Source organism: Streptomyces sp. A01 (assembly GCF_059026195.1).
The window spans coordinates 222,511-243,225 of record NZ_JBWLKN010000010.1; the positions used below are offsets into that span (position 1 = coordinate 222,511).

Here is a 20,715-nt window from a genome sequence, read left to right on the forward strand (position 1 = left end):
CTGGACAGCTGACCCAGAACGCTCACCACGTTGAGTGGTCCGAGCGCTCAGTGGCCCTGTTCGTCGCGGCGGCGCTGCCACCGCTCCTCGATCCGGTGCATCATCGTCCGGCGCTGCTGACGACCCTGCCGACGCGGCGGTGCCGCGCCGCCGGCCGCCGTCGTCGGCGCCTGTTCACCTGGCTTGGGTGCCTTACGCCAACCGGTCACAGCCAGTACGGCGCAGCCCAGCATGACGAGGAAGCCCAGAACGCCGATCCAGATCTGCCGGGCGACCATCCCAGCCATCAGGAGCGCGATACCCGCCAGAAAACCCGCGACCGCCTGGTAGACCCGTCGCCGGGTGTACGTGCGCAGGCCGCTGCCCTCAAGCGCTGTCGCGAATTTGGGATCTTCGGCGTACAGCGCTCGCTCCATCTGCTCGAGCATGCGCTGCTCGTGCTCCGAGAGCGGCACGGAGTCCTCCTACTCGTCGGTCGCGGGGGGCGACCGGGGTGCGACCCTTCCAGAATAGGCAGGGAATCGCCCCCGTGAAACCCGCCCCTCTGCGCCAATTCACCCACCAGTACCGAGGTGGTGCCTGATGGCCTTGAGACGTCCATTCCCCACCCACCGACCCGCCATGCCGGACCGTGTGCCCCCGATCATACGGTGAGAACGGGCTGATCGGGTGGCCTGTGGCCGACTGCATGCCACGTCAGCGGCGGAACCCGCGCGCTAGGCCACGCGAGTGACGCGTGTGGCGAAGGTCAAGGCCGCTCAGCCAGCACGTGAAGCTGAGTCGCCACGGAGTGGAACGCGGGAATCTCCGCGGCCGCCGCCTCCAGTTGGAGCAGCGCGTCCATGGCGCCCGGCTCGGTGTCGACCAGCACGCCGGGCACCAGGTCAGCGAAGACGCGGACCCCGTGCACCGCGCCCACCTGGAGCCCAGCGGCCGTCACCAGGTCGGACAGCTGGTCCGCGGTGAACCGGCGCGGCACCGGGTCGCCCACCCCCCAGCGGCCGGAGGGGTCGGTGAGCGCCTGCCTGGCCTCCGCGAAGTGACCGGCGAGCGCGCGAGCGAGCACGGCGCCGCCGAGCCCGGCGGCGAGCAGGCTGAGAGTGCCCGCGGGGCGGAGCGCGGCGACGGCGTTGCGTACGCCTTCGGCCGCGTCGTCCATGTACTCCAGCACTCCGTGGCAGAGCACCACGTCGTATCCGCCGGGCTCCACGACGTCGAACAGACCGTGCGCGTCGCCCTGTACGCCGCGCACCCGGTCGGCCACGCCCGCCTCGGCGGCCCGCCGCTCCAGCGCGAACAGCGCGTTGGGGCTGGGGTCGACGACGGTGACACGATGCCCCAGACGAGCGACGGGAACCGCGAAGTTGCCGGTGCCGCCGCCCGTATCGAGGACGTCGAGGCCGTCGCTTGAGCCCGTGCCGCCCGCATCGCCGGCCTTGGCCCGACGGTCCAGGGCGTCCCTCAGGACCTCCCAGACCACAGCGGTACGAAGGGACGCACGGGGGCGCAGCGGGTCTGACACAGCGGGTTGCTCCTCGGCGCGGTGCCGACACGTTCTGGGCGGTGTCGGCGAGAGTCTGACGTCGGTGAACCCCAGCCTATTGCCTTCGGCGCGGTGGCCGGTCCCGTGGTGCGGGTCAGCCCTCCGCCGCGTCGTCAGGGGCGGTCTGCCGGGGCAGCAGGGGTTGCAGCACCAGCATGCGCTCCACGATGCGCAGGAACATCCCGGCGTCGCGCAGCAGATCGTCGGCGTCGCGGTCGCTCGCGGCGCCTTGGATGCCCGCCTCGGCCCGCGCCCGGCGATTCGCGCCGGAGGCGAACAGCGCGCTCCACTCGGTCAGTTCCGGCGACACCTCGGGCAGAACTTCCCAGGCGCTGCGTATGCGCTGGCGCCGCCGGGCATTGGTCTCCGGTCGCCCGTGGACGGCGAGCACGGCCGCCGCCGTGCGCAGCGCGGCGAGGTGCGCGGTCGCGAAGCGCTCATTGGCCGTCGCGAGCGAGGCGGCCTCCTCCAGCCCTTGGTGGGCCTGGGTGAGCAAGTCAAGGGCCGCGGGCGGGGCGGTCGCGCGTCGCAGCACGGGGTGGACATCGCTCGCGGGTCCGGTCAACGAAGGGGCAGGGCCGGCGGCTCGGTGCCGTCGTGCGGCGGCGGTACTGGCCATGACGAACCTCCTGTCGTCGTGTGGCGGCCCGCCGTGTGGTAATGAGGCCGCCGTATGTGCCCATCGTGGGGCACACCACTGACAATCGGCTCTGACCTGCGTAAACACCGGTGACAGCGGGTGTGACAGCGGGTCGCGCCGAGGTGTTCGCGCTGGTGGGGAGCGGACGCGGTTCCGCGGCGCCCCGCGTTTCCCACCGCGTCCGCTGCGGCCCCTTCCGGGCGGCCAGTCCTCTCGGCAGTTCCACCACGGGGCCCGCGCGCCGCCGTACGGGCCGCCGCGCCGACGGGCCCCCGCCGCGAGCCCGACGGCGCGGCGCCGGGTCTCGTCAGCGTGCGGCATCTCACGTCCGCGGCCCGGCGTTTGCCGCATCCCGTCCATGAGCAGCCCGGATGGCGTAACCGCTGCGCGCGGAGTGCGCGGGACGGGGGCTTGGCGGGCTTCGCGACGGCACCCCGCTGTTGGACAGCGGTTCGCTCGGTGCATACTTTTTAGACTGACCAGTCAGCCTAAAGGAGTGTCGTGAACCGATCCCCTCGTTCCGCCGAGGAGGCTCCCTCCCCGCCAGGAGCCGCCGTCACGGCCGAGGGGCTGGGCGTACGCGGCCCGCGCGGCTGGGCGTTCCGCGACGTCAGCCTCGCGGCCGAGCCCGGCGCTCTCGTCGCCATCGAGGGCCCGTCCGGCTCGGGCCGTACCTGTCTCCTGCTCGCGCTCACCGGACGTATGCGCATCGCCGCCGGACACGCCGACGTCGGCGGCCACCCGCTGCCAAAGCAGATGACCGCCGTTCGGCGCATCACCGGGCTCGGCCCCGTAGCGGGGGTGTCCGACCTCGAACCGGCGCTCACCGTCGCCGAACACCTCAGGGAACGGGCCTTGCTGGAACGCCGGTTCGGCGGCTCGGTGCGCCATTGGCTCCAGCCGCGCGCCGAGCGCGCCGCCGCCTCACGCGCGCGCGTCCACGCGGCACTGGAGAGCGCCGGGCTCGACCTGGACTCACTGCCCAAGGGCCCGCGCACGGCCATACGCGACCTGGAGCGCACGGAGGTGCTCCGGTTGTCGCTGGCGCTCGCGTTGATCGGACGGCCCCGGTTGCTCGCCCTGGATGACACCGATCTCAAGCTGTCGGCCGCCGACCAGGCTCTCGTGTGGGCGACGCTGCGCGAGATCGCGGACGGCGGCACGACCGTGCTCGCGGTGTGCAGCCAGGCTCCGGAAGGGGCGGTCGTGGTGTCCACCAGAAGCGCCGGAGGAGCGGACGGCCCGGCGGGCTCCGACGAGCCCGGCGAGTGCCCTGCCACGGACGGCGCCACGGATGCCGCAGAGGCCGGCAGCGGGTCGGTGGACTCAGAGGGCGCCGACGAGAACGACGAGAACGGCAGGAACGACTACGAGGGAGGGGCGTCCGATGCGTTCGCCGAAACTGGCCGCGCTTGAGCTGAAGCGGTTCGGCCGGGGCAAGCTCCCCCGGGCCGCGATGGCCGCGATGCTGCTGCTCCCCCTCCTCTACGGAGCGCTCTACCTGTGGTCGTTCTGGGACCCGTACGGCAAGCTGGACAAGATCCCGGTCGCGCTCGTCAACTCCGACACCGGCGCCACCGTGAACGGCGAGAAGCTGGTGGCGGGCGACGACCTCGTCAAGGGGCTGCGCGACAGCGGCACCTTCGAGTGGCACGAGACCAGCGCCGATGAGGCCCGTAAAGGCGTCGAGGACGGCAAGTACTACCTGTCGCTGACCGTGCCCTCCGACTTCAGCGGCCAGATCGCCTCAAGCTCCGGCAAGAGCCCGGAGACCGGCGCCCTGCGGGTGCGTACCAACGACGCCAACAACTACATCGTCGGGCAGATCTCCCGGTCGGTGTTCTCCGAGGTACGCGCCGCGGCCTCCACCAAGGCGTCGCGCGGCTTCTACGACAAGATCTTCGTGAGCTTCTCCGACATCCACGGCAAGACCGAGGACGCCGCCAACGGAGCGGACAAGCTCGGCAACGGCATCGGCAAGGCGAAGAACGGCGCCGACAAGATCACGAAGGGGCTGGCCAAGGCCGAGAAGGGCAGCAAGTCCCTCAAGGGCGGGCTGAAGAAGCTGAACACCGGCGCGGGCAGCCTGGAGAAGGGCGCGGGCGGTGTCGCCGACGGAACCCAGCAGCTGGCCGACAAGGTCAACGCGGCCTACAGCGACTCCGCGAACGCCCGGCGCATCCTGAAGGAGCACGGCAAGGACATCGGCGAGGCGTCCAAGGCCGTCGCCGCCGCCTCGCAGCGGATCAGCGACAACCTGGAGACCCTCCCGGAGTCCACCGCCACCGCCGCGGCCAAGGCCCGCACGGCCTCCGACAAGCTCGCCGCCCAGTACCGGGCGCACTGCACGGCGGTCCCCGGCAGTTCGGCCGGCCCCGGCGACGGCGCGAGCGCGACCGACGGGCTGGACGGCAAGACACCCGGGAGCCCGGCGGCGGACGACCCGCTGCCCCCGTCCGCGTGCGCCGCGCTCAAGGAGTCGACGACCGCCGCTGACACCGCCGCAGACGCGGCCGAGGACCTCGACAAGCTCGTACGGAAGAACACCGAAGACCTCGACCAGCTCTCCGGGGACCTCGACGATCTGCACAGCAAGGCGCTCTGGCTCGCGAAGCACGCGCCGAACCTGAGCAAGGACCTCGACATGGCGGTCAAGAAGGTCAACGCCCTCAACTCCGGCGCGCACAAGGTCGCCGCCGGGGCCGACCGCATGCACACCGGCCTGACCTCCGCCAAGGACGGCGCCTCCACCCTGTACACCGGCATCAACGATCTGCACACCGGGGCCACCGACCTGAACGGCGGCCTGTTCAAGCTCGTCGACGGCTCGGGCAAGCTCTCCGGCGGGCTGCACGACGGCGTCAAGCAGATCCCGGACTACGGCAAGAAGGACCGCGACGCCCGCACGGAGGTGATGGCCGACCCCGTTCAGCTCGCGTCCAAGTCGATGCACGCCGCACCCAACTACGGCACCGGCTTCGCCCCGTACTTCATCCCGCTGTCCCTGTGGGTGGGCGCGATGGTCGCGTACATGCTCGTCCAGCCCCTCAACCGGCGCGCCCTGGCCGCGGGGGCCTCGCCCCTGCGGATCGCTCTCGCGGGGTGGCTGCCCGTCGCCGCCGTCGGCGTGCTGCAAACCGGCGCGCTGATGGCCGTACTGCACTGGGGGGTGGGCCTGGAGATGACCCGGGCGGCCGGGACCATCGGGTTCCTGCTGCTGGTCACCTGCTGCTTCGCGGCGATCGTGCAGTGGCTGAACGCCCGCTTCGGTCCGGCGGGCCGGATTCTGGTGCTCGCTCTGCTGATGCTCCAGCTCACCTCGGCGGGCGGCACCTACCCGGTGCAGACCAGCCCCGGCTTCTTCAACGCCCTTCACCCGTTCCTGCCCATGAGCTACATCGTCGAGGCGCTGCGCAGGCTGATCACGGGCGGCGGCCTTGAGCCGGTGTGGCAGGGCAGTGCCGTCCTGGTGGCCTTCACCGTGGGCGCCCTCGCGCTCACCACCGTGTCGGCCCGTCGCAAGCAGGTGTGGTCCATCGACCGGCTGCACCCCGAGCTCAGCCTGTGAGCCACGCGAAGGGGACAGCGGGCAGAATCAGGGGCATGGACACCAGCGCCGCACCTGCCCGGAGAACACCCCCGGGGCCTCCCGCCGACAAGCGCCGGGAGGCCACCAGGCGCAAGCTCTTCGAAGCCGCGGTCACCCTCATCGCCGAACAGGGTTTCTCCTCCACGACCGTGGACGAGATCGCCGAGCGCGCGGGCGTGGCGAAGGGAACGGTCTACTACAACTTCGCCAGCAAGTCCGTGCTCTTCGAGGAGCTGATGCGGCACGGCATCGAGCTGCTGAGCGACGCCCTCCAGCAGGCCGCCGACGAGGTCGAGGCACGTGGCGGCAGCCGGGTGGACGCGCTCGACGCGATGATCCGCTCCGGACTCGTCTTCATCTACCGCTATCCGGCGCTGACCCAGCTGTACGCGGCCGAGCTGTGGCGCACCAACCGGGCGTGGCAGTCGACGCTGATGGTCGTACGCGCGCAGGTCCTCGCGGTGATCGAGACCGTCCTGCGGGGCGGGGTCGCCGAGGGCGAGCTGAGCCCGGACATCGACATCGCGCTGACGGCTTCCGCGCTGTTCGGGATGGTCCTGGTGGCGGCGCTGGACTGGCAGTCCTACCAGCCTGAGCGGTCGATCGACGATGTGCACGCCGCCCTCTCCCGGCTGCTCCAGGGCCGGGTGGGCGGCGGCGGGCAGCCCGCCCCACCGGCTGCCTGACCCCGCTGCTCCGCAAAGACCCGGGCAGCATGAAAGACGCTGTCCTGGCCTCGGCCGATCCCCCTCGGCCGGCACCAGAACAGCGTCTCCCCCCGTACCCCCGTGCTTCCCCCGTCCCCCCTCTTGCTCCCCCGTACCCCCCGTGTCCCCCGCGTCCCCCGACGCGGGTGCCCCCGAACCACCCGCCCCCCATCTCGGCCGGGTCACCGCGCCGTTCCGCCGCCCCGTGTCGGCAGTGCCGGCGCCGCGCCCCTTCCGTGGCCCGTACTCTTCCGTCTCCGCAGGTCCCGGCCCATCCGCGCGGCTACTCATCTGTGGGACTAGGTACCTGTACTCACGGCTTGAGTGGCCGAGCCCAGCCCGGGCCTCGCAGCTCCGCTGTCAGTGGGGGCGGATAAAGTCGCTGGCATGGCACGGATTGCGATGATCGGCGCCGGGATGGGCGCGATGGCAGCCGCCGCCAGGCTGGCCATCGCGGGCCACCGGGTAGCGGTGTACGAACGTGGGCGGACGCATGGCGGCAGCGTCGGACGGCTGGCCAGGGACGGCTTTGTCTTCGACACGGGCCCCGGACTGCTGCATCTGCCCGCCGTCTACCGCGACCTGTTCGTGAAGACCGGCAAGGAGCCGCTGGAGCAGTGCGTCGCGATGCGCCAGGTCGATCCGGCCAGCGCCCATGTCTTCCCCGACGGCACGCGCGTCGCCTTGCCGAACGCCTCGCGCGCGGGCGTCGTCCAGGCGCTCGACGAGGCCCTGGGAGCGGGGGCGGGCGAGCGGTGGAGCGACTTGGTCAACCGTGCCCGCGAGGTGTGGGACGCGACCCGGCGGCCGCTGCTGGAGGAGCCGCTGCGCGCCGACCTGCCGGTCCTCGGCGAAGACCCGTATCCGGCGCTGCGCCGTGGCTGGTTCCAGCGCGGCGGTCCGGCCCCGCTCAGCAAGGTCGCGCGGCGCGAGCTGTCCGACCCCCGGCTGGCGGGCCTGCTGGAGAGCTACGCCCTCGGCTACGGATTCGATCCGCGCGCCGTGCCCGCCGGCGCGGCCGTCCTCGCCTACCTGGAGCAGACCTTCGGCAGCTGGTATGCGACAGGCGGGATGCGCGCGCTCGCCGACGCGCTGTACGAGCGGTGTCTGGCCCGGAAGGTGGAGTTCACGTTCGGCGCTGAAGCGGTCGGTCTGCTGGTGAAGGACGGCCGGGCGGCGGGCGTCGAGCTGGCCGACGGTTCGGTGGCCGAGGCGGACTCGGTAGTGGCGGGGGTCGGCCCCGACCAGCTGCGGCGGCTGCTGCCCGCCAGTGCCGGACGAGCCGGAGCCGCGCGCGGCGGCGACGGGCGCGCCCCGGCCACGGCGGACGGGCCGCCCGGCCGGCTGACCGTCCTGCTGGCGCTGCGCGGAGCCCGGCCCCAGGACACGGCGCATCGCACGGTGGTGCACTCCGCCGACCGCGACGCGGAGTACGCGCTGCTGTTTCCGTCGGGCCCCGGCGGGGGCGTGGCCGACCGGCCGACGGTGACGGTGCTGCGCCCCGACGATCCGGAACTGGTGCCGGACGCCGACCATGAGGCGGTGACCCTGACGGCCGCGGCGCGCGCCCAGGGCGCGGTGGACTGGACGGACCCCGCGGTGGCCCGGGAGGCGGCCGACCGGGTGGTCGCGGCCGCCGGGGCGGCGATACCGGAGCTGCGCGAGCGCGCGTTGTGGCGCGAGATACGCACGCCGTACGACACGGCGCAGGACACCGGCGTCGAGAGTGGCGGCGTTCCGGGGCCCGCGCTGGCGGGCGTGAACGGCCGGTTCCTGTCCCCGGCGAACCTCAGCCAGGTGCCCGGCCTGTATCTCGTGGGTGGCTGGTCGCATCCGGGCGGCGGGCTGGCGCATGCCGGGATGTCCGGTGCGATGGTCGCGGGGCTGATCGTCGACGGCGCCGACTGGTGCGGTTCGCAGTAGCGGGCGACTGGCGCGGCGCGGGGGGGGTGACGCCGCGGCGCACAGCCGGAGGGCGGCGCCTGCTCCCCGGTTCGCTGGGCCCTGGTTAGTCTGGTGCGGGCTGAAGGGAGTCCTGATGGCGGATCAGGCCGAGGCGGACGGCAGCCTGTTGGTCAGAGTCTGGCGGTCCTGGGGAGAGCGCGGGGCGCGGCTGGAGCCGGCCGACTGGGCCGCCCCGACCCGGCTGCCAGGGTGGTCGGTGCACGCGCTCTTCGCGCACGCGGCCCCCGACCCGGACCTGTTCGCCCAGGTGCGCGGCGCCCTGGTCGAGGAGGCGCCCGCCGTCACCAGTGGGGCGGAGATCCTGCGGTTCTACAACCAGCCCGGCGGGGTGGCGCACGCCTCGGCGGACCTCATCGCGACGGAGGCCCAGCAAGCGTCCGACGACCTGTCTCCCGAGACGCTGATCCACCGCTTCAGCGTGTCGGGGCCCGCCGCTGTCGCCGACCTCAGCGACGTGCCGCTGGCCGCGGCGGTCGCGCATCCGCTGCTGGGCACCGTGCGCTTCGGAGCGCTCGGCGAGGTCGCCCTGATGGAGGCCACCGTCCATCTGCTCGACCTGATCGCCGCTGTCGGCGGCCCCCCGCCACCCAGCGAGGCACTGCGCGCGGCCCGGGATCTGCTCGCGGGCGTGCCCGACGCGACAGCGTTCATCGAGGCGGCGACCGGAAGGACCGACGCCCCGCTGCTGCCCGTGATCAGGTGACGCCGTTTCCCGGCAGCCGCGGAGGCGCCGGGAGCGGTGGTTCGCCTCAGGAGCGGTACGGCTCGCCGTGCTCGGGGTTGGGCTGGTAGCCGGGCCCGTACGGCTCGTAGGGGTAGGGCTGCTCGGGCGGCAGGTAGCCGCCGGGAGGGGGCTCGCTGTCGCGCTGCTGCGGCACCCACGGGCCGTCCGGCGGCGTCGGCGCGTACTGATGCGGCGCGCCGTAGGGGTCGGCCGGATAGCCGCCCTGGCCGTAGCCGCCGCCGTTGTAACCGCCCTCGGGGTAGCCACCCTGCGGGTATCCGCCCTCCGGGTATCCGGCTTGCGGGTAACCGCCGTCGCCGTAGCCGCCGTCGGGGTAACCACCCTGGCCGGGCGGCTCTTGCTGGTACGGCTCGTACCCGTCCTGCCCGTACCCGTCCTGCCCGTAGCCGCCCTGTCCGTACGAGCCCAGGGGGTCGTTGGCGGCGGGGGCGGCTTGGGGGTAACCGCCGTCGAGGAGGTGGCTGTTGTGGGCGTACGGGTCGTCCGATGGCTGGGGCGGCTGCGGGGCGCCGCCGTAGGGCTGCCCGGCGTAGGCGGCGTAGCCCTCGCCGCCGTAGCCGTCGGTGGCGGGTCCCGGGTAGTCCTGCTGGCCGTCGCCGGGGACCTGGCCGTGCCCCGCGTACACCCCGTAGCCGCCGTCGCCGGCCGGGTCCTGGGCGGCGTCCGGGCCGTACGGGGCGTCGAGGCCGGCCCGGTAGATGCCGTATCCGTCGGTGTCGTCCGGCATCGGCTCGGGCCGGTAGGCCGGGACGAGCGGGGCGGTCTCCGGAGGCGGGGGTGTGACCGCCGCCGCTTCGAGGTCGGAGACCACCAGCTTCGGCTCGGCTGCCGCCGGTGTCCTGCGGCGCCTGCTGCTGGTGCCGCCGCCGGTGCTCGCTTTGCCCCTGAGTGACCAGCCCGTCGCGAAGCCGCGCCGGAAGGACAGCGTGACGTAGGTCTGGCCGGTCGCGAACGCGATGGCGCCCGCCGCGATCACCACCACGGACGGGATGAGCACTCCGGCGACCACGCCGAGGAAGCCGCCGAAGGCGAGCAACCGCCAGCGCAGGCGCGCCTTGTACTGCAGCAGCACTTCGCCGAGCAGCCAGAGCGCGACGACACCGAACGCGCAGTAGAGGACCGCCCAGCCCATGTACGCCCCTCTCGTCCGGCTGCCGGAAACCGGCAGCCGCCGCCGTCAGGGCCGTTGGTGCAGCCCCAGGTTTTCGTAGATCTCCAGCGTCGCCGTGGAGTGGTTCAGAGTAATGAAGTGCAGCCCGGGGATTCCCTCGGCCATCAACCGCGCGCACAGCTCGGTGGCGTAGTCGATTCCGATCGAGCGTACAGCCGCTGGATCGTCTTTGACCGCCAGGATGCGGGACGCGAGCTCAGGGGGGAACGCCGCGTTGCTGAGCTGCGCGAACCGTTCGATCTGCCGCACATTGGTGACGGGCATGATTTCCGGAATGATCGGGGTGCCGCAGCCCGCGGCCGCGACCCGGTCACGCAGCCTGAGGTAGTCCTCAGCGTAGAAGAACATCTGCGTGATGGCGAAGTCGGCACCCGCCCGGCACTTGGAGATGAAATGCCGGACATCGGTGTCCCAGTCGTCCGAGCGTGGGTGCATTTCGGGGAAGGCGGCGACGCCGACACAGAAGTCGCCCGACTCCTTGATGAGCCGGACGAGATCGGCGGCGTAGCTGACCCCCTCGGGGTGCTTGACCCACTCGCCCATGGGATCGCCGGGCGGGTCGCCGCGCACCGCGAGCATGTTGCGGATGCCCGCGTCGGCGTACTGCCCGATCACGTTGCGCAGCTCGGACAGTGAGTGATTGACGGCGGTGAGGTGCGCGACGGGGGTCAGCGTGGTGTCCGTGGCGATCCGCTCGGTCGCCCGTACGGTGCCCTCGCGAGAGGACCCGCCCGCGCCGTAGGTGACGGACACGAACGTGGGCGCGACCGCCTCGATGCGGCGAATGGCGTTCCATAGCGTCCGCTCGCCCTTCGCGGTCTTCGGGGCGGAGAACTCGAAGGAGTACGACTGCTCACCGGAGGCGAGCAGGTCGCGCACGGTGTGTGCGTGATCTGTCCGGGTGGAAGCGGTGCCTAGGGCCATACCAGCAGGTTAGCCAGCCGTCTGGCGCACCCCCAACCTTCCGTGGCGATATGTCGCGTTAGCCCGGGTCCCTGTCCAGCTTTCGGACAGCTTCCCGTCCCGATGGCGCCGATGGCGCCTCCGGAGATCGTCCAGGGCCGTCAGGCGGCTACCGGCGGGCTGCCCGCGGGCGCCCGGAGGCCGTCCCGCCGCTCAGGCCGCGCGCTCGCGCACCCTCTTCGCCAAGTCAGCGGCTGCCGCGCCCGGGTCGTCGGCCTCGGTGAGGGCGCGCACCACGACGACGCGGCGCGCTCCGGCGTCCAGCACCTGGTCCAGGTTGGCGGCGTCGATCCCGCCGATGGCGAACCAGGGCCGCGCGGAGTCGAGCGAAGCGGCGTACCGCACGAGCGGCAGACCGGGCGCGTGCCGCCCCGGCTTGGTCGGGGTGGGCCAGCACGGCCCGGTGCAGTAGTAGTCGACGCCGGGCTCGACGGCGGCGGCCGCCGCCTCGGCCTCGGCGTGTGTCGAGCGCCCGACCAGCACGTCCTCGCCGAGGATCGCGCGGGCGGCGGACACCGGCAGGTCGCCCTGTCCCAGGTGCAGCACCTGGGCCCCGGTCGCGTCGGCGCCGCGCGTCGCGAAGGCGACGTCCGCCCGGTCGTTGACGGAGAGCAGCTTGCCGTGACGGCGGCACGCGTCAGCGAAGACCGCGAGATGCTCAAGCTCCTCCCCCGCCTCCATGCCCTTGTCGCGGAGCTGCACGATGTCCACACCGCCGGCGAGCACCGCGTCGAGGAACTGCGGCAGGTCACCCTGGCGCTTGCGCGCGTCGGTGCACAGATAGAGCCGGGCGTCGGCGAGCTGCTGGCGTGCGGTGGCCATGAGGGGCCTCCCCCGAGATCGGCGGCGTGCGGGCCGGAGGCAGGGCGATGCCCCGGTCCGGCCCGCACGCCGGACGGTTGCGTTGGTCTACGAGCTACGAAGGTGAGCTGTGTGCGCCCGCGTCAGACCGCGAGTGCCTGCGCGCGGCGCTTCACCTCCGTGCCCCGATTCTCACTGAGGGCCTGAGCCGGGGTCCCGGGCAGGGTCGGGTCCGGGGTGAAAAGCCACTCCAGCATCTCTTCGTCGCTGAAGCCGTCGTCCCTGAGCAGGGTCAAGGTGCCAACGAGGCCCTTGATGATCCTGCCGTTGCCAATGAAGTCGGCGGGCACGTGGAGCGCGCGGTTCTCGCCACGGCGCACCGCGATCAACTGGCCCTCCTTCACCAGCTGCCGAACGCGAGTCACCTCGACATCGAGCCTTTCGGCGATGTCGGGGAGGGTAAGCCAGGCAGGGACGAGAGCATCGGTCTTTGCGTCAATCTCGGTCACGGGACAAGCCTGCCATCTGGGACTGACAGTCGGTAGCCGGGCCCGCCCGGCGACCGCCTCACGGGCCCCGGAGCTCGCACCGGAACCCACCCGGCACACACTTCGTGACCTGGTCCCGGCACATGGCGCGGCGGCGAGAGCCCGTGCGGGACCACGTGCGCGAACGCCGCAACGCCCCGGGCGAGCCCCGGCCGGCCCGGCCGCGCCGAGGCCGCGCCGTGGCTGGTTCGACCCCGTCCGGTCCGGCCGGACGCCGGGTACCGCTCGTCAGCGTACGGCGGACTTCAGCGGCACCGACGGGTCCGCCGCCCGCTGCTCGTCCAGGTGCGCGCCGCGTTCGATGAGTTTGCGGCCCTGGGTCAGGTCGCGAGGGCGGCTCACGGCCAGCAGGGCCACGAGAGCCCCGTCGCGCAGCCAGCACACGGTCCAGGCGGCGCCCGTCGGGTCGCCGCGCCAGATCATCCGGTCGGCGGCCGCGTGGTGCCCCGCGTACTGCACGAACCGGCCGAACTGCTCGGACCAGAAGTACGGCACCGGGTCGTAGACCGGACCCGTGAAGTGCGCGGACGTGCCACCGACGATGTGCGCGGCGACCGTACGCGGCCCCTGGAGCGCGTTGTCCCAATGGTGTACGAGCAGCCGCTCGCCGTAGCGGGCGGACGGGAAGGACACGCAGTCCCCCACCGCGTACACACCGGGCGCCGACGTACGCAGTGCACTGTCGGCGAGGACGGAGCGGTCCTCATCGAGGGTGATTCCGGAGTCGGCCAGCCAGTCCGTCGCGGGCCTGGCCCCGACGCCGACCACGACCGCGCCCGCGCGCAGCCGGGTGCCGTCGGCGAGCAGGACGAGCCCCTCCTCCACGGACGCCACCCGGGCACCGGTCAGGAGGGTGGCGCCGCTGTCCGCGTACCAGCCCACCATGTGGGCGGCGACCTCGGCGGGCAGCGCACCCGCCAGCGGCCGTTCCGCGGCCTCGATCACGGTGACCTCGCAGCCCGCCTCGCGGGCGGCGGTCGCGAACTCCGCGCCGATCCAGCCCGCCCCGACGACCAGGACGTCCTGCCGCCCGGCGAGCACGGGCCGCAGCCGGCTCGCGTCGTCCAGCGTGCGCAGCAGATGCACCCCTGCCACGCCCTCGCTGCCCGGGAGCTCGACGGGCTCGGCTCCGGTGGCGATGACCAGGTGGTCGTACGGCACCGGACCCGCCTCGGTCGTCAGCACACGCTCGGCGGGGCGCACACCGGTGACGTGCCGTCCGAGCTCCAGCTTGATGCCGAGGGCGGCGAAGTCCACATCGAAGGCCGAGCCGTCGGCCTTGCCGAGCAGCACCGCCTTGGACAGTGGCGGTCGGTCGTACGGCTGGTGGTGCTCGGCACCCAGCAGTGAGATCGCACCGGGCCAGCCTTGCTCACGCAGGGCCACAGCGGTCTGCACTCCGGCCATCCCGGCCCCGACGATGACGACTCTCCGGGCGCCGCCGTCCAGGCCACCGCCCACGTCGCCGCCCAAGCCGCCGTTGCCTGTGCTCTCGGTGTCCTCGCTCACTTGGTCACTCTAAGGCGACGGGCGTCGCGCACCGCAGCACCGTGCGGGGAGATCTCTGACACAGAGTCACTCAGCGTGACGCCATGTGGCGCTCGTGGGGACGCGCGAACGGCCTGCCGATTCGGGCTGCGATCCGAGGCGAGGGCGGGGGTGCGTGGTCCGGCGCGCACCGGCGCCCGGTCACCGCCCGGCGACAGCCCGCCACGCGCGCGGGTGCGCGTGGCGGCACCGCAGCATGGCCCGGCCGCGCCGCGACCGGCACGACCCGGCGGAGCACGGGGCACGGGGCACGGAGCGCGGGGGAGGGTGCACGGTGCATGGGGGACGGAGCACGGAGCGCGGGGGACGGCGCCATTCCAGGGGCTCCGGCCGCCGTACTAGGGTGGCGGGTGCAACACCACTCGCGGGAGCCCGGACGCACCGGGCTGAGAGGGGGGCTGGCGGCCCCCGACCGTACGAACCTGATCCGGGTCATTCCGGCGAAGGGAGGGGCTGACCGCCCATGCACGCGTCTGCCGACGACCGGGCCCACGCGGCCACGACCACGACACCACAGCACACCCCCGCGCAGCACGAGACCGGCCAGCACACCACCGCGCAGCACGCGGACGCGGCGGCGCCACCCGGTGGCGCAGCGCCGCCGCCCGCGGACTCCCCCGGACCCGCGGCTCCATCGCGCCGCGCTGGGCACACAGACCCCGCCAGCGATGTCCGCTGCGACGTCCTCGTCATCGGGGGCGGCATCATCGGGCTGGTCACGGCGTGGCGGGCGGCGCAGCGCGGGGTGCGCGTCGTCGTCGCCGATCCCGCGCCCGGTGGCGGCGCCGCGCAGGTCGCGGCCGGAATGCTCGCCGCGGTCACCGAGCTGCATTACGGCGAGGAGACCCTGCTCGGCCTGAATCTCGCCTCGGCGCGCCGCTACCCGGCGTTCGCGGCCGAGCTGGAGGAGGCCAGTGGCCGGCCGACCGGCTACCGGGCGTGCGGCACGCTCGCCGTCGCTCTCGACTCCGACGACCGTGCTCATCTGCGCGAGCTGCACGGCTTGCAGCAGCGGTACGGCCTTGCGGCGCAGTGGCTGACGGGGCGCGAATGCCGCCGCCTTGAACCGATGCTCGCACCCGGTGTACGGGGCGGGCTGCGCGTGGACGGCGACCACCAGGTCGATCCCCGGCTGCTGGCCTCCGCCCTGGTCACCGCGTGCGAGCGGGCCGGGGTCGGCTTCCAGCGCATGTGGGCGGACCGGTTGACGCTCGCGGGAGACCGGGTGAGCGGCGCCGTACTCGCCGACGGCACCCGGGTCACGGCCGACCAGGTGGTGCTGGCGGGCGGCAGTCTCAGCGGACGGCTGGGCGGAGTCCCCGAGGAGGTGCTGCCGCCGGTGCGCCCCGTCAAGGGGCAGCTGCTGCGGCTGCGCGTTCCCGCCGCGCTCGCGGCAGCGGGGCCGTTCCTCTCCCGGACCGTACGGGCTGTCGTACGCGGGGGTCATGTCTATCTGGTGCCCCGTACCAACGGCGACGTGATCGTCGGCGCGACCACAGAGGAGCTCGGCTGGGACACCACGGTCACCGCGGGCGGGGTCTACGAACTCCTGCGGGACGCGCATGAGCTGGTGCCCGGCATCACCGAGCTGGCGCTCGTCGAGACGCTGGCCGGGCTGCGCCCCGGCTCTCCCGACAACGCGCCGCTGCTCGGCCCCACCGCCCTGCCCGGGCTTCAGCTGGCGACGGGCCACCACCGCAACGGCGTGCTCCTGACGCCCGTGACCGGCGATGTGATGGCCGAGGCGCTGATCACCGGCGAACTGCCACCGCTGGCGCGACCCTTCGCGCCGGATCGCTTCCTCACGCGCGGCGCACACCCAGCACCCGACAGGCCCCCCGGTACGACGGCGGGCCCCCAGTCGACCGACGCATCCCAGGAGCAGCACGTATGACCGTCTCTTCCCCCCTGACCCTGTCCGTCAACGGCGAGACGCGGCAGGTCCCCGAGGGCATCACCCTCGACCAGCTCGTCGCCACGCTCACCACCGCGCCGGGCGGTGTCGCCGCCGCCGTCAACGAGACCGTCATACCGCGCGGGCAGTGGCCCGCCACCACGCTGCGCACCGACGACCGCGTGGAGGTCCTCACCGCGGTCCAGGGAGGCTGATCCGACCCCATGTCAGAGCTATCAGGACTGTCAGACCTGCCAGAGCTGTCAGAGCTTTCAGATCCGTACGCCGCGTCCGGCACCGCGATCCGCCCCGGCGCCCGGGACTCCACCGCCCCGGGCTCCGTCTCCGCGGCGGACCACGCCGCCCCGGGCGGGGCCGCCGAGCCCGCCCCCGGTGCCACCGGGGCGGCACCGGCCTCCTCCTATCTGCCCGCCCCCGATCCGCTGCTGATCGCCGGGACCTCCTTCGCCTCCCGGTTGATCATGGGGACCGGCGGCGCCCCCAGCCTCGATGTGCTGCGTCACGCGCTGATCGCCTCGGGCACCGAGCTGACCACCGTCGCGATGCGGCGCCTGGACCCGACCGTGCGAGGGTCGGTCCTCAGCGTTCTGAGCGACCTCGGCATCCAGGTGCTGCCCAACACGGCCGGCTGCTTCACCGCCGGTGAGGCCGTGCTCACGGCGCGGCTGGCCCGCGAGGCGCTGGGCACGGACTGGATCAAGCTTGAGGTGGTGGCCGACGAGCGCACCCTGCTGCCCGATCCGGTCGAGCTCATCGACGCGGCGGAGATCCTGGTGGACGACGGGTTCACGGTCCTGCCGTACACGAACGACGATCCGGTGCTCGCGCGGAAGCTGGAGGACGCGGGCTGCGCGGCGATCATGCCCCTCGGCTCCCCCATCGGCTCGGGCCTCGGCATCCGCAATCCGCACAACTTCCAGCTGATCGTCGAGCGGGCGCAGGTGCCCGTCATCCTCGACGCGGGGGCGGGGACCGCCTCCGACGCCGCGCTCGCCATGGAGCTCGGGTGTTCGGCCGTCATGCTCGCCTCAGCGGTGACCCGCGCCCAGGAGCCCGTGCTGATGGCGGAGGCCATGCGGTACGCGGTGAACGCGGGGCGGCTGGCCCAGCGGGCGGGGCGCATCCCGCGCCGCCACTTCGCCGAGGCGTCCTCGCCCACGGAGGGCAGGGCGGACTTCGACCCGGAACGTCCGGCGTTCCCGTAGCGGACCCGGACCGCTGAGGGCCGGTCCCGCCCGGTTCCAGCCGGTGCCGGCCGATGAGCGAGCCGGGACGAGCCGGGACCGGCCACCACGAGGACGCGGGCCCCGCGAACACGCCGAGGAGGCGGTCGGCGCCCGCCGGACCGCGCGCATGACCGCGTTTCCTGTCACTGTTCGGCTTCAGTCGGGCCGTGGCCAGGTACTGGTGGCCCGGCGTGTCGCCGGTGGCTCGTAGACTCCTCTGTCGTGGATACGACCCTGCATGACCCTCTGGTCGGGAAGCTGCTCGACGGCCGCTACCGGGTCGAGGCGCGGATCGCCATCGGCGGTATGGCGACGGTCTACCGGGCCGTCGACACCCGGCTCGACCGTGTTCTCGCGCTCAAGGTGATGCACCCGACGCTTGCCGCCGACGCCGCGTTCGTCGAGCGGTTCATCCGTGAGGCCAAGTCCGTGGCTCGACTCGACCATCCCAATGTGGTGGGCGTGTTCGACCAGGGCACGGACGGTACGTACGTCTACCTCGCGATGGAGTACGTCCCCGGGTGCACGCTGCGCGACGTGCTGCGCGAACGCGGGGCGCTGCCGCCGCGCGCCGCCCTCGACATCGTGGAGCCGGTGCTCGCCGCGCTCGGGGCCGCCCACCGGGCGGGGCTCGTGCACCGCGACATGAAGCCGGAGAACGTGCTGATCGGGGACGACGGCCGGGTCAAGGTCGCCGACTTCGGGCTCGTGCGGGCCGTCGACACGGCCACCAACACCTCGACGGGCGCGGTGCTCGGCACCGTCTCGTATCTGGCGCCCGAGCAGATCGAGCACGGCACGGCCGACACCCGGGCGGACGTCTACGCCTGCGGTGTCGTCCTCTACGAGATGCTGACCGGCGCCAAGCCGCACTCCGGCACCACCCCGGCCCAGGTCCTCTACCAGCACCTGCACGACGACGTCCCGGCCCCTTCTGCCGCTGTTCCCGGCCTCGCGCCGGAGCTGGACGGCCTCGTGGCGAGCGCGACCGCGCGCGATCCGGAGCTGCGCCCCGCCGACGCCGTCGAACTGCTCGGTCTGTCCCGTACGGCCCGCTCCGTGCTGACCGACGCGCAGCTGGACGCGGCTCCGCCGCTGGCGAACACCGACTCCACCGGCTCCCCCCTGCGGACGGCGGGGGCCGGTCCCGAGGACCGTACGAGCGTGATCCCCCGGGTCCCGGCCGACAGCACCAGGCCTCAGCCGGGCCCGACCACGGACGCGGACGCCGACGCTGAGCTGCACCGCACCAGCGTGCTGCGGATGGTCCCGGAACGTCCGGTGAACGACGAGCCTCCGCTCGCCCCGCCACCCCGGCGGCGCGCCGGGTCCCTGCGCATGCCGCGCCGACCCGTGCTCATGCTCGTGACGGCGGTGCTGCTGGTCTTCGGCGTCGGGTTCGGCGTCTGGTACATCAGTTCCGGCCAGTTCACGAACGTTCCGCCGGTGCTCAGCATGGAGCAGTCGAAGGCGGAGAAGAAGATCCACGACGCGGGCCTCGACGTCAAGGTCAAGCACGACTTCAGCGACGTTGTGGACAAGGGCAAGGTCCTGCGTACGGACCCCAAGAGCAACGCGCGCATCCGGCACACCGGCACCGTCACGATCACCGTCTCGCGGGGTACGGAGACGGCCGAGGTGCCGAACGTCGCCGGGGTGTCGCTGAGCGACGCCAAGAAGCAGATCAAGGACGCGGGGCTGAGCGTCGGCGAGGTCACGAAGCGCTTCAGCGATGAGACGCCGAAGGGCGACGTGCTCTCCACCGATCCCAAGGCCGGTACCGAGCGCAGGCCGGACACGGCCATCGCGATCACGGTCAGCAAGGGCGCGCCGATCGACGTGCCGGACGTGGTCGGCGACTCGGTCGAGGACGCCGAGTCCGAGCTGGGCGACGCGGGGTTCGAGGTGAAGATCGCCGAGGAGCGGGTGTTCTCGGACGAGGACAAGGACAGCGTCGCCCTGCAGAACCCGCCCGAGGGCTCCCGTGCCGCCGAGGACGACACCATCACCCTGACCGTGTCCAAGGGCCAGGAGATGATCGAGGTGCCCGACGTCGAAGGCGACAGCGCCGACGACGCGAAGCGCACGCTGGAAGAGGCGGGCTTCCGGGTCGGCGTCAGCCGCTTCTTCTTCGGCGACAAGGTCTTCGACCAGTCGGTCGACGGCGGCGACGAGGCGCCGAAGGGCAGCAAGATCACCATCCGGGTGCGCTAGGGCCGTGTCCGGCCGGGTCATTCTCGGGGTCGGGGAAGCCCCCTGCCTGTGCGTCGCGGACCGCGGGTGCGCCGTGGCTGGTCACGCAGGCCGCGCCCCTGACGGGACACGTCCCCTCGCCGCTGTTCCAGGGCGCGCCCCCTCCCGGGCCTGGCGGCCTGGAGAGTCGCGCGCCGGGGCCGGTGCCGGTGGGCCAGAGGTGGGCAAGACCACGGCGCTCGTGGCCGTCACGCCTCTCACCACCTGGCACCCTGGATACGGTGAGCACCTCTGTCATCCGCACCCGCAACCCCATCGGCGGTCACATCCCCGTAGCCGGTGGACTCGCCTCCGTGGGCCTCTCCTACGCCCGTGACCTCGAGGCCGAGGCCGTCCAGGTCTTCGTCGCCAACCCGCGCGGCTGGGCCACCCCGCCCGGCAATCCGCGCCAGGACGAGGAGTTCCGCGCGGGCTGCGCCGCCGAGTCGATCCCCGCGTACGTCCACGCCCCGTATCTGATCAACTTCGGTTCACACACCGAGGCGACGGCGGAGAAGTCGGTGGAGTCGCTGCGGCACTCGCTGCGCCGGGGGCGTGAGATCGGGGCGCTCGGCGTCGTCGTCCACACCGGCGCCGCGACCGGCGGCCGCGCGCGGGCGACCGCCCTCGCGCAGGTCAGGGAGCGGATGCTGCCCCTGCTCGACGAGCTGACGCGGGACGACGACCCCTGGCTGCTGCTGGAGCCGACCGCGGGTCAGGGTGCTTCGCTGTGCGCGCTCGCCGAAGACCTCGGGCCCTACTTCGACGTCCTCGACCGCCATCCGCGCCTCGGCGTCTGCCTGGACACCTGCCACGCCTACGCCGCCGGGCACGACATGGCGGCGACCGGGGGTACGAAGGCGCTGCTGGACGAGCTGGTCTCCGTGACGGGCGAGGGGCGGCTGAAACTGATCCACGCCAACGACTCCAAGGACGTCGTCGGGGCGCACAAGGACCGCCACGAGAACATCGGCGCGGGGCACATCGGCGCTACCGCGTTCGGCGAACTGTTCACACACCCGGCCACCGAGGGGGTGCCGCTGGTGATCGAGACGCCGGGCGGCAAGGAGGGTCACGTGGCGGACGTGGCGCGGCTCAAGGAGCTGCGGGCGGGCTGACTCC

Annotated in this window: 18 protein-coding genes and 1 riboswitch; of the genes, 10 read left to right on the forward strand and 8 right to left on the reverse strand. The window is 72.9% G+C overall.

From position 1 onward, the window contains the following. Window positions 1-47: 47 nt before the first annotated feature. The 3 genes from AC5P1B_RS16300 to AC5P1B_RS16310 form a co-directional block, all read right to left on the reverse strand. Complete coding sequence (locus AC5P1B_RS16300) at window positions 48-455, reverse strand: SCO2097 family morphological protein (protein WP_493887857.1); 408 nt, start codon at window positions 453-455, stop codon at window positions 48-50. A 293-nt stretch (window positions 456-748) separates the two neighbouring features. Further along, window positions 749-1,522 (reverse strand): class I SAM-dependent methyltransferase, encoded by a 774-nt coding sequence (locus AC5P1B_RS16305; protein WP_493887858.1) that lies wholly within the window; start codon window positions 1,520-1,522, stop codon window positions 749-751. A gap of 115 nt (window positions 1,523-1,637) precedes the next feature. After that, on the reverse strand, window positions 1,638-2,162 hold the full coding sequence (locus AC5P1B_RS16310; protein WP_493887859.1) for an SAV_6107 family HEPN domain-containing protein: 525 nt from the start codon (window positions 2,160-2,162) through the stop codon (window positions 1,638-1,640). A 522-nt stretch (window positions 2,163-2,684) separates the two neighbouring features. Between AC5P1B_RS16310 and AC5P1B_RS16315 the strand changes: the two genes are divergently transcribed. From AC5P1B_RS16315 to AC5P1B_RS16335, 5 genes are all read left to right on the forward strand, one after another. Then, complete coding sequence (locus tag AC5P1B_RS16315; protein WP_493887860.1) at window positions 2,685-3,599, forward strand: ATP-binding cassette domain-containing protein; 915 nt, start codon at window positions 2,685-2,687, stop codon at window positions 3,597-3,599. Further along, the gene (locus AC5P1B_RS16320; protein WP_493887861.1) at window positions 3,571-5,751 is read left to right on the forward strand and encodes a YhgE/Pip family protein; all 2,181 of its coding nucleotides are present in this window, start codon (window positions 3,571-3,573) and stop codon (window positions 5,749-5,751) included. The genes AC5P1B_RS16315 and AC5P1B_RS16320 overlap by 29 nt, the downstream gene beginning before the upstream one ends. Window positions 5,752-5,786: 35 nt before the next feature. Continuing rightward, window positions 5,787-6,458 carry a TetR/AcrR family transcriptional regulator gene (locus AC5P1B_RS16325; protein WP_493887862.1) on the forward strand — a complete coding sequence of 224 codons (672 nt, stop codon included), beginning with the start codon at window positions 5,787-5,789 and terminating at the stop codon, window positions 6,456-6,458. 408 nt (window positions 6,459-6,866) lie between these two features. Then, window positions 6,867-8,402 (forward strand): phytoene desaturase family protein, encoded by a 1,536-nt coding sequence (locus tag AC5P1B_RS16330; protein ID WP_493887863.1) that lies wholly within the window; start codon window positions 6,867-6,869, stop codon window positions 8,400-8,402. Between the two features lie 115 nt (window positions 8,403-8,517). Then, window positions 8,518-9,147 carry a maleylpyruvate isomerase N-terminal domain-containing protein gene (locus AC5P1B_RS16335; RefSeq protein ID WP_493887865.1) on the forward strand — a complete coding sequence of 210 codons (630 nt, stop codon included), beginning with the start codon at window positions 8,518-8,520 and terminating at the stop codon, window positions 9,145-9,147. 46 nt (window positions 9,148-9,193) lie between these two features. Here AC5P1B_RS16335 and AC5P1B_RS16340 read toward each other — a convergent pair whose 3' ends face one another. From AC5P1B_RS16340 to AC5P1B_RS16360, 5 genes are all read right to left on the reverse strand, one after another. Next, window positions 9,194-10,321, reverse strand: coding sequence for a hypothetical protein (locus tag AC5P1B_RS16340; protein ID WP_493887866.1), 1,128 nt, complete (start codon window positions 10,319-10,321; stop codon window positions 9,194-9,196). A 45-nt stretch (window positions 10,322-10,366) separates the two neighbouring features. Next, a complete protein-coding gene (gene metF, locus AC5P1B_RS16345) occupies window positions 10,367-11,284 on the reverse strand; it encodes a methylenetetrahydrofolate reductase [NAD(P)H] (protein WP_493887868.1) in 918 nt (305 codons plus the stop codon). A gap of 192 nt (window positions 11,285-11,476) precedes the next feature. Next, entirely contained in the window at window positions 11,477-12,145 is a 669-nt protein-coding gene (thiE, locus tag AC5P1B_RS16350) for a thiamine phosphate synthase (RefSeq protein ID WP_493887869.1), read from the reverse strand. A 122-nt stretch (window positions 12,146-12,267) separates the two neighbouring features. After that, window positions 12,268-12,633 carry an Rv2175c family DNA-binding protein gene (locus AC5P1B_RS16355; RefSeq protein ID WP_493887870.1) on the reverse strand — a complete coding sequence of 122 codons (366 nt, stop codon included), beginning with the start codon at window positions 12,631-12,633 and terminating at the stop codon, window positions 12,268-12,270. A 267-nt stretch (window positions 12,634-12,900) separates the two neighbouring features. Further along, window positions 12,901-14,133, reverse strand: a complete 1,233-nt coding sequence (locus AC5P1B_RS16360; RefSeq protein ID WP_493887939.1) for an NAD(P)/FAD-dependent oxidoreductase — start codon at window positions 14,131-14,133, stop codon at window positions 12,901-12,903. Window positions 14,134-14,574: 441 nt separating this feature from the next. Next, window positions 14,575-14,686, forward strand: a riboswitch (TPP riboswitch). Between AC5P1B_RS16360 and thiO the strand changes: the two genes are divergently transcribed. The 5 genes from thiO (at window position 14,684) to AC5P1B_RS16385 (ending at window position 20,711) form a co-directional block, all read left to right on the forward strand. Further along, window positions 14,684-16,114 carry a glycine oxidase ThiO gene (gene thiO, locus AC5P1B_RS16365; protein ID WP_493887871.1) on the forward strand — a complete coding sequence of 477 codons (1,431 nt, stop codon included), beginning with the start codon at window positions 14,684-14,686 and terminating at the stop codon, window positions 16,112-16,114. It overlaps the preceding riboswitch by 3 nt. Next, a complete protein-coding gene (gene thiS / locus AC5P1B_RS16370) occupies window positions 16,111-16,329 on the forward strand; it encodes a sulfur carrier protein ThiS (protein WP_493887872.1) in 219 nt (72 codons plus the stop codon). The genes thiO and thiS overlap by 4 nt, the downstream gene beginning before the upstream one ends. A gap of 267 nt (window positions 16,330-16,596) precedes the next feature. Then, complete coding sequence (locus AC5P1B_RS16375; protein ID WP_493887940.1) at window positions 16,597-17,340, forward strand: thiazole synthase; 744 nt, start codon at window positions 16,597-16,599, stop codon at window positions 17,338-17,340. Window positions 17,341-17,583: 243 nt separating this feature from the next. Then, the gene (gene pknB / locus AC5P1B_RS16380) at window positions 17,584-19,575 is read left to right on the forward strand and encodes a Stk1 family PASTA domain-containing Ser/Thr kinase (protein WP_493887874.1); all 1,992 of its coding nucleotides are present in this window, start codon (window positions 17,584-17,586) and stop codon (window positions 19,573-19,575) included. Window positions 19,576-19,835: 260 nt separating this feature from the next. Further along, entirely contained in the window at window positions 19,836-20,711 is an 876-nt protein-coding gene (locus AC5P1B_RS16385) for a deoxyribonuclease IV (RefSeq protein WP_493887876.1), read from the forward strand. Window positions 20,712-20,715 lie beyond the last annotated feature (4 nt).